Raw genomic sequence first — 7,774 nt, forward strand, 5'->3', positions numbered from 1 at the left:
CGAGGTTACCGACTGCGGCCTGAGTTTTTTAAGTGACGTAAAACCGTGTTGAGGCCAACGCCCATAATGCGTGCACTGGCGCGACATCCGACGCCATTCATGGCCATATCAATGATTTCTGGTGCGTACCGGGCTGAGAGGCGGTGTAAGTGAACTGTAGTTGCCATGTTTTACGGCAATGAGAGCAGAGATAGCGCTGATGTCCGGCAGTGCTTTTGCCGTTACGCACCACGCCTTCAGTAGCGGAGCAGGAAGGACATCTGATGGAAATGGAAGCCACGCAAGCACCTTAAAATCACCATCATACACTAAATCAGTAAGTTGGCAGCATTACCCGGGCGGCTTTGAAATAAACCGATGCACCGCTTAACTGTAAATCGCCATGGTCGGCAGAGAGTTGTATGCGTTTCACAATGCGACAAACAGGAAGTTTCAGCGCCAGATCGTTGGTTTCGTTACGCGGCATTGCAATGACGCCGAGGAGTTTATGGTCGTTTGCCTGCGCCGTGCAGCACAGCATCAGGCTAATCGCCAGGCTGGCGGAAATCGTAAAAACGGATTTTATAAGGATTCTCTTAGTGGGAAGAGGTAGAGGGATGAATACCCACTAGTTTACTGCTGATAAAGAGAAGATTCAGGTACGTAATCTTTTCTTTTTATTACAATTTTTTGATGAATGCCTTGGCTGCGATTCATTCTTTATATGAATAAAATTGCTGTCAATTTTACGTCTTGTCCTGCCATATCGCGAAATTTCTGCGCAAAAGCACAAAAAATTTTTGCATCTCCCCCTTGATGACGTGGGTTACGACCCCATTTAGTAGTCAACCGCAGTGAGTGAGTCTGCAAAAAAATGAAATTGGGCAGTTGAAACCAGACATTTCGCCCCTATTACAGACTCACAACCACATGATGACCGAATATATAGTGGAGACGTTTAGATGGGTAAAATAATTGGTATCGACCTGGGTACTACCAACTCTTGTGTAGCGATTATGGATGGCACCACTCCTCGCGTGCTGGAGAACGCCGAAGGCGATCGCACCACGCCTTCTATTATTGCCTATACCCAGGATGGTGAAACTCTGGTTGGTCAGCCGGCTAAACGTCAGGCAGTGACGAACCCGCAAAACACCCTGTTTGCGATTAAACGCCTGATTGGCCGCCGCTTCCAGGACGAAGAAGTACAGCGTGATGTTTCCATCATGCCGTTCAAAATTATTGCTGCTGATAACGGCGACGCATGGGTCGAAGTTAAAGGCCAGAAAATGGCACCGCCGCAGATTTCTGCTGAAGTGCTGAAAAAAATGAAGAAAACCGCTGAAGATTACTTGGGTGAACCGGTAACTGAAGCTGTTATCACCGTACCGGCATACTTTAACGATGCTCAGCGTCAGGCAACCAAAGACGCAGGCCGTATCGCTGGTCTGGAAGTAAAACGTATCATCAACGAACCGACCGCAGCTGCGCTGGCTTACGGTCTGGACAAAGGTACTGGCAACCGTACTATCGCGGTTTATGACCTGGGTGGTGGTACTTTCGATATTTCTATTATCGAAATCGACGAAGTTGATGGCGAAAAAACCTTCGAAGTTCTGGCTACCAACGGTGATACCCACCTGGGTGGTGAAGACTTCGACAGCCGTCTGATCAACTACCTGGTTGAAGAATTCAAGAAAGATCAGGGCATTGACCTGCGCAACGATCCGCTGGCAATGCAGCGCCTGAAAGAAGCGGCAGAAAAAGCGAAAATCGAACTGTCTTCCGCTCAGCAGACCGACGTTAACCTGCCGTACATCACTGCAGATGCGACCGGTCCGAAACACATGAACATCAAAGTGACTCGTGCGAAACTGGAAAGCCTGGTTGAAGATCTGGTAAACCGTTCCATTGAGCCGCTGAAAGTTGCACTGCAGGACGCTGGCCTGTCCGTATCTGATATCGACGACGTTATCCTCGTTGGTGGTCAGACTCGTATGCCAATGGTTCAGAAGAAAGTTGCTGAGTTCTTTGGTAAAGAGCCGCGTAAAGACGTTAACCCGGACGAAGCTGTAGCAATCGGTGCTGCTGTTCAGGGTGGTGTTCTGACTGGTGACGTGAAAGACGTACTGCTGCTGGACGTTACCCCGCTGTCTCTGGGTATCGAAACCATGGGCGGTGTGATGACGACGCTGATCGCGAAAAACACCACTATCCCGACCAAGCACAGCCAGGTGTTCTCTACCGCTGAAGACAACCAGTCTGCGGTAACCATCCATGTGCTGCAGGGTGAACGTAAACGTGCGGCTGATAACAAATCTCTGGGTCAGTTCAACCTGGATGGTATCAACCCGGCACCGCGCGGCATGCCGCAGATCGAAGTTACCTTCGATATCGATGCTGACGGTATCCTGCACGTTTCCGCGAAAGATAAAAACAGCGGTAAAGAGCAGAAGATCACCATCAAGGCTTCTTCTGGTCTGAACGAAGATGAAATCCAGAAAATGGTACGCGACGCAGAAGCTAACGCCGAAGCTGACCGTAAGTTTGAAGAGCTGGTACAGACTCGCAACCAGGGCGACCATCTGCTGCACAGCACCCGTAAGCAGGTTGAAGAAGCAGGCGACAAACTGCCGGCTGACGACAAAACTGCTATCGAGTCTGCACTGACTGCACTGGAAACTGCTCTGAAAGGTGAAGACAAAGCCGCTATCGAAGCGAAAATGCAGGAGCTGGCACAGGTTTCCCAGAAACTGATGGAAATCGCCCAGCAGCAACATGCCCAGCAGCAGACTGCCGGTGCTGATGCTTCTGCAAACAACGCGAAAGATGACGATGTTGTCGACGCTGAATTTGAAGAAGTCAAAGACAAAAAATAATCGCCCTATAAACGGGTAATTATACTGACACGGGCGAAGGGGAATTTCCTCTCCGCCCGTGCATTCATCTAGGGGCAATTTAAAAAAGATGGCTAAGCAAGATTATTACGAGATTTTAGGCGTTTCCAAAACAGCGGAAGAGCGTGAAATCAAAAAGGCCTACAAACGCCTGGCCATGAAATACCACCCGGACCGTAACCAGGGTGACAAAGAGGCCGAGGCGAAATTTAAAGAGATCAAGGAAGCTTATGAAGTTCTGACCGACTCGCAAAAACGTGCGGCATACGATCAGTATGGTCATGCTGCGTTTGAGCAAGGCGGCATGGGCGGCGGCGGTTTTGGCGGCGGCGCAGACTTCAGCGATATTTTTGGTGACGTTTTCGGCGATATTTTTGGCGGCGGACGTGGTCGTCAACGTGCGGCGCGCGGTGCTGATTTACGCTATAACATGGAGCTCACCCTCGAAGAAGCTGTACGTGGCGTGACCAAAGAGATCCGCATTCCGACTCTGGAAGAGTGTGACGTTTGCCACGGTAGCGGTGCAAAACCAGGTACACAGCCGCAGACCTGTCCGACCTGTCATGGTTCTGGTCAGGTGCAGATGCGTCAGGGTTTCTTTGCCGTGCAGCAGACCTGTCCACACTGTCAGGGCCGCGGTACGCTGATCAAAGATCCGTGCAACAAATGTCATGGTCATGGTCGTGTTGAGCGCAGCAAAACGCTGTCCGTTAAAATCCCGGCAGGGGTGGACACTGGAGACCGCATCCGTCTTGCGGGCGAAGGTGAAGCGGGCCAGCATGGCGCACCGGCAGGCGATCTGTACGTTCAGGTTCAGGTTAAACAGCACCCGATTTTCGAGCGTGAAGGCAACAACCTGTATTGCGAAGTCCCGATCAACTTCGCTATGGCGGCGCTGGGTGGCGAAATCGAAGTACCGACCCTTGATGGTCGCGTCAAACTGAAAGTGCCTGGCGAAACCCAGACCGGTAAGCTTTTCCGTATGCGCGGTAAAGGCGTCAAGTCTGTCCGCGGTGGCGCACAGGGTGATTTGCTGTGCCGCGTTGTCGTCGAAACACCGGTAGGCCTGAACGAGAAGCAGAAACAGCTGCTGCAAGAGCTGCAAGAAAGCTTCGGTGGCCCAACCGGCGAGCACAACAGCCCGCGCTCAAAGAGCTTCTTTGATGGTGTGAAGAAGTTTTTTGACGACCTGACCCGCTAACCTCCCCAAAAGCCTGCCCGTGGGCAGGCCTAGGTAAAAATAGGGTGCGTTGAAGATATGCGAGCACCTGTAAAGTGGCGGGGATCACTCCCCGCCGTTGCTCTTACTCGGATTCGTAAGCCGTGAAAACAGCAACCTCCGTCTGGCCAGTTCGGATGTGAACCTCACAGAGGTCTTTTCTCGTTACCAGCGCCGCCACTACGGCGGTGATACAGATGACGATCAGGGCGACAATCATCGCCTTATGCTGCTTCATTGCTCTCTTCTCCTTGACCTTACGGTCAGTAAGAGGCACTCTACATGTGTTCAGCATATAGGGGGCCTCGGGTTGATGGTAAAATATCACTCGGGGCTTTTCTCTATCTGCCGTTCAGCTAATGCCTGAGACAGACAGCCTCAAGCACCCGCCGCTATTATATCGCTCTCTTTAACCCATTTTGTTTTATCGATTCTAATCCTGAAGACGCCTCGCATTTTTGTGGCGTAATTTTTTAATGATTTAATTATTTAACTTTAATTTATCTCTTTATCGCAATTATTGACGACAAGCTGGATTATTTTTGAAATATTGTCCTAACAAATAACGCCGACTGACAAGAAATTAATTATTACTTTTCCTAATTAATCCCTCAGAAATCCTCACCTTAAGCTATGATTATCTGAGCTTAGGGTCACTCGTCAGCGCTTACAGCCGTCAAAAACTCATCTCACCGCTGATGGCGCAAATTCTACAAAGGCTCGTAAAAAACGAATTATTCCTACACTATAATCTGATTTTAACGATGATTCGTGCGGGGTAAAATAGTAAAAACGATCTATTCACCTGAAAGAGAAATAAAAAGTGAAACATCTGCATCGATTCTTTAGCAGTGATGCCTCGGGAGGCATTATTCTTATCATTGCCGCTATCCTGGCGATGATGATGGCCAACAGCGGCGCAACCAGTGGATGGTATCACGACTTTCTGGAGACGCCGGTTCAGCTCCGGGTTGGTTCACTCGAAATCAACAAAAACATGCTGTTATGGATAAATGACGCGCTGATGGCGGTATTTTTCCTGTTAGTCGGTCTGGAAGTTAAACGTGAACTGATGCAAGGATCGCTAGCCAGCTTACGCCAGGCCGCATTTCCAGTTATCGCCGCTATTGGTGGGATGATTGTGCCGGCATTACTCTATCTGGCCTTTAACTATGCCGATCCGATTACCCGCGAAGGGTGGGCGATCCCGGCGGCTACTGACATTGCCTTTGCACTTGGTGTGCTGGCGCTGTTGGGAAGTCGTGTTCCGTTAGCACTGAAGATCTTTTTGATGGCTCTGGCTATTATCGACGATCTTGGGGCCATCATTATCATCGCATTGTTCTACACTAATGACTTATCGATGGCCTCTCTTGGCGTCGCGGCTGTAGCAATTGCGGTACTCGCGGTATTGAATCTGTGTGGTGTACGCCGCACGGGCGTCTATATTCTGGTTGGCGTAGTGTTGTGGACTGCGGTGTTGAAATCGGGGGTTCACGCAACCTTGGCGGGGGTAATTGTCGGCTTCTTTATTCCTTTGAAAGAGAAGCATGGGCGTTCTCCAGCGAAGCGACTGGAGCATGTGTTACACCCGTGGGTGGCGTATCTGATTTTGCCGCTGTTTGCATTTGCTAATGCTGGCGTTTCACTGCAAGGCGTCACGCTGGATGGCTTGACCTCCATTCTGCCATTGGGGATCATCGCTGGCTTGCTGATTGGCAAACCGCTGGGGATTAGTCTGTTCTGCTGGTTGCGCTGCGTTTGAAACTGGCGCATCTGCCTGAGGGAACGACTTATCAGCAAATTATGGCGGTGGGGATCCTGTGCGGTATCGGTTTTACTATGTCTATCTTTATTGCCAGCTTGGCCTTTGGTAGCGTAGATCCAGAACTGATTAACTGGGCGAAACTCGGTATCCTGGTCGGTTCTATCTCTTCGGCGGTAATTGGATACAGCTGGTTACGCGTTCGTTTGCGTCCATCAGTGTGACAGGACGGTTTACCGGGGAGCCATAAACGGCTCCCTTTTCATTGTTATCAGGGAGAGAAATGAGCATGTCTCATATCAATTACAACCACTTGTATTACTTCTGGCATGTCTATAAAGAAGGTTCCGTGGTTGGCGCAGCGGAGGCGCTTTATTTAACTCCACAAACCATTACCGGACAGATCCGGGCTCTGGAAGAGCGCCTGCAAGGCAAATTATTTAAGCGCAAGGGACGTGGTCTCGAACCCAGCGAGCTGGGAGAACTGGTCTATCGCTATGCCGATAAAATGTTCACCTTAAGCCAGGAAATGCTGGATATTGTGAACTATCGCAAAGAATCCAATTTATTGTTTGACGTTGGCGTGGCTGATGCACTTTCCAAACGCCTGGTCAGTAGCGTGCTGAATGCTGCAGTGGTAGAAGGCGAGCCGATTCATCTTCGCTGCTTCGAATCCACCCACGAAATGCTACTGGAGCAATTAAGCCAGCATAAACTGGATATGATCATTTCCGACTGTCCGATAGACTCTACGCAGCAGGAAGGCCTGTTCTCCGTGAGAATTGGCGAATGTGGCGTGAGTTTCTGGTGTACAAATCCACCACCAGAAAAACCGTTCCCGGCTTGTCTGGAAGAACGGCGACTTTTGATTCCTGGGCGACGTTCAATGTTAGGGCGCAAATTGCTTAACTGGTTTAACTCCCAGGGATTAAACGTAGAAATCCTCGGCGAGTTTGATGATGCCGCGTTGATGAAAGCTTTTGGTGCAATGCACAATGCAATCTTCGTTGCCCCAACGCTTTATGCATATGACTTTTATGCCGATAAAACTGTCGTAGAAATTGGTCGCGTCGAGAATGTGATGGAAGAGTACCATGCTATTTTTGCTGAGCGGATGATTCAGCACCCGGCGGTACAGCGAATCTGCAATACGGATTATTCTGCGCTTTTTAGTCCAGCGGCGCGTTAATCGGCAGCTCCCCCAAAGTTAAAGTGGAGGAGATAGATTAGTTGTACATAACCACGATTTTGACTCGGCTCATTATTTGCCCGCTTGAGACATTATTTCCATATGTACGCGGGCGAATAAATAGAGGAATCTGATTACTTCCTTCATGGGGATGCTGAAAAGAGTAGTAATTGCTTTTACCATACTGGATTTCATTCGTACCATCATTGGAGAGTTGAAAGCCTACTTGACCCGCACCGTCCTCACTGTTTTCTAACTCATTTTTTAATATGCTGGTTCCTGACTCCTGTATCGTCACTGGTTCAAAGTAATATTCAACATCACTGGGTTCAAAAACTAATTCACCTTGCTCGCCCTGGATGCAGTCAAATCTTATATGATGAAACTGATAATTTTCATTATTGATACGAGACAGTACAAATCGTCCAGTGTCGATGGATTGATCTTCAAAACCACAGGTCATTAAATTTACCAGTAAAATAGTATTTAAATTATAATTAAAGCGGACGCTGGTAATGCTGCCAACTTACTGATTTAGTGTATGATGGTGATTTTAAGGTGCTTGCGTGGCTTCCATTTCCATCAGATGTCCTTCCTGCTCCGCTACTGAAGGCGTGGTGCGTAACGGCAAAAGCACTGCCGGACATCAGCGCTATCTCTGCTCTCATTGCCGTAAAACATGGCAACTACAGTTCACTTACACCGCCTCTCAGCCCGGTACGCAC

The 7,774-nt window shown here is 49.2% G+C and carries 5 protein-coding genes and 4 pseudogenes; 5 read left to right on the forward strand and 4 right to left on the reverse strand.

Annotation, left to right across the window (positions count from 1 at the left end):
• Both BFF42_RS07330 and BFF42_RS07335 read right to left on the reverse strand, forming a co-directional pair.
• Positions 1–280: pseudogene (locus BFF42_RS07330) on the reverse strand (IS1-like element transposase); the annotation flags it as partial.
• Positions 281–334: 54 nt separating this feature from the next.
• Positions 335–565: pseudogene (locus BFF42_RS07335) on the reverse strand (DUF2541 family protein); the annotation flags it as partial.
• Positions 566–941: 376 nt separating this feature from the next.
• On the opposite strand from BFF42_RS07335, the gene dnaK reads away from it, so the two are divergent.
• Together dnaK and dnaJ are read left to right on the forward strand one after the other, a co-directional pair.
• Positions 942–2,858, forward strand: a complete 1,917-nt coding sequence (dnaK, locus tag BFF42_RS07340; protein ID WP_000516135.1) for a molecular chaperone DnaK — start codon at positions 942–944, stop codon at positions 2,856–2,858.
• 88 nt (positions 2,859–2,946) lie between these two features.
• Positions 2,947–4,077: a molecular chaperone DnaJ gene (gene dnaJ, locus BFF42_RS07345; protein WP_001118467.1), complete on the forward strand. Its 1,131-nt coding sequence runs from the start codon at positions 2,947–2,949 to the stop codon at positions 4,075–4,077.
• 103 nt (positions 4,078–4,180) lie between these two features.
• On the opposite strand, the gene mokC is transcribed toward dnaJ, so the two are convergent.
• Positions 4,181–4,333: a type I toxin-antitoxin system toxin MokC gene (gene mokC, locus BFF42_RS07350; RefSeq protein ID WP_000809168.1), complete on the reverse strand. Its 153-nt coding sequence runs from the start codon at positions 4,331–4,333 to the stop codon at positions 4,181–4,183.
• Between the two features lie 585 nt (positions 4,334–4,918).
• Here mokC and nhaA point away from each other — a divergent pair.
• Positions 4,919–6,084 (forward strand): annotated as a pseudogene (nhaA, locus tag BFF42_RS07355) (Na+/H+ antiporter NhaA).
• Positions 6,085–6,149: 65 nt separating this feature from the next.
• On the forward strand, positions 6,150–7,049 hold the full coding sequence (gene nhaR, locus BFF42_RS07360; protein ID WP_001300855.1) for a transcriptional activator NhaR: 900 nt from the start codon (positions 6,150–6,152) through the stop codon (positions 7,047–7,049).
• Positions 7,050–7,086: 37 nt separating this feature from the next.
• Here the strand turns inward: nhaR and BFF42_RS07365 are convergent.
• A pseudogene (locus BFF42_RS07365) lies at positions 7,087–7,560 on the reverse strand (fimbrial family protein); the annotation flags it as partial.
• A 55-nt stretch (positions 7,561–7,615) separates the two neighbouring features.
• On the opposite strand from BFF42_RS07365, the gene BFF42_RS07370 reads away from it, so the two are divergent.
• The coding region (locus BFF42_RS07370; protein ID WP_032277379.1) for an IS1 family transposase at positions 7,616–7,774 on the forward strand (159 nt) is incomplete at its 3' end.

Origin of the sequence: Shigella sp. FC1661, assembly GCF_001712525.1 — a bacterium.
Taxonomy (GTDB): Bacteria; Pseudomonadota; Gammaproteobacteria; order Enterobacterales; family Enterobacteriaceae; genus Escherichia; species Escherichia coli.

Coding starts and splice junctions, on each gene's coding strand:
- dnaK (WP_000516135.1), top strand. CDS start 942: ATGGGTAAAATAATTGGTATCGACCTGGGTACTACCAACTCTTGTGTA.
- dnaJ (WP_001118467.1), top strand. CDS start 2,947: ATGGCTAAGCAAGATTATTACGAGATTTTAGGCGTTTCCAAAACAGCG.
- mokC (WP_000809168.1), bottom strand. CDS start 4,333: ATGAAGCAGCATAAGGCGATGATTGTCGCCCTGATCGTCATCTGTATC.
- nhaR (WP_001300855.1), top strand. CDS start 6,150: ATGTCTCATATCAATTACAACCACTTGTATTACTTCTGGCATGTCTAT.